At 44.8% G+C, this 574-nt stretch carries 2 protein-coding genes; both read left to right on the forward strand.

Features of this window, described 5'->3' with window-relative positions; translation table 11 throughout:
* The first annotated feature begins 76 nt into the window (after positions 1 to 76).
* The gene (locus tag E0698_RS26285; protein WP_028542664.1) at positions 77 to 364 is read left to right on the forward strand and encodes an IS3 family transposase; all 288 of its coding nucleotides are present in this window, start codon (positions 77 to 79) and stop codon (positions 362 to 364) included.
* A 47-nt stretch (positions 365 to 411) separates the two neighbouring features.
* A partial coding sequence (locus E0698_RS27785; RefSeq protein ID WP_443146927.1) for an IS3 family transposase occupies positions 412 to 574 on the forward strand: 163 nt, incomplete at its 3' end.

Consider the following 574-nt stretch of genomic DNA (forward strand, 5'->3'; position numbering starts at 1 on the left):
TGATGCTAGACTAAAAAGTGGACATCGAGAATCGAGAATGCGAGAATAAAATCAAATTCATTCGAGGTGCGTCCCTATGAGTAAAAACTACGACAAGGCTTTTAAAGTTCAAACCGTTCAAATGATTCAAGAAGAAGGTAAACCTGTCTCTCAAGTGGCGAGAGAATTGGGCATCTCCGCGAACACGCTGTATCGTTGGGTAGCTGAGCACAACCAAGATGGGAAACAGGCTTTCCCTGGCAGTGGGAACCTGAAGCCAGAGGATCAAGCCACAAGAGAACTCCACAAACGCATTCGTGATCTGGAAGAGGAGAACGATATTCTAAAAAAGGCGATGCACTACTTTGCCAAAGACCGACGCTGATTTTTTCTTTTATATATGATCACCGCTTCCAGTGTCGTGTTGCAAAGATGTGTGCGGTGTTTGGTGTTTCACGAAGCGGCTATTACAGATGGGTACAAACTCGAACGATTCATAAAGAACGACAAAAACAACGGGAAAAGCTCTTACAACGTATCCGCCGGATCTTCTTGGATTCACGCCGTTTGTATGGCAGCCGGAAGATTCATAAAG

Source organism: Paenibacillus sp. 23TSA30-6, from assembly GCF_014858585.1.
Classification (GTDB): Bacteria; Bacillota; Bacilli; order Paenibacillales; family Paenibacillaceae; genus Paenibacillus.

Bases quoted from the DNA above. Each gene is read 5' to 3' on its own strand.
- E0698_RS26285 (WP_028542664.1), top strand. From the start codon at position 77: ATGAGTAAAAACTACGACAAGGCTTTTAAAGTTCAAACCGTTCAAATG.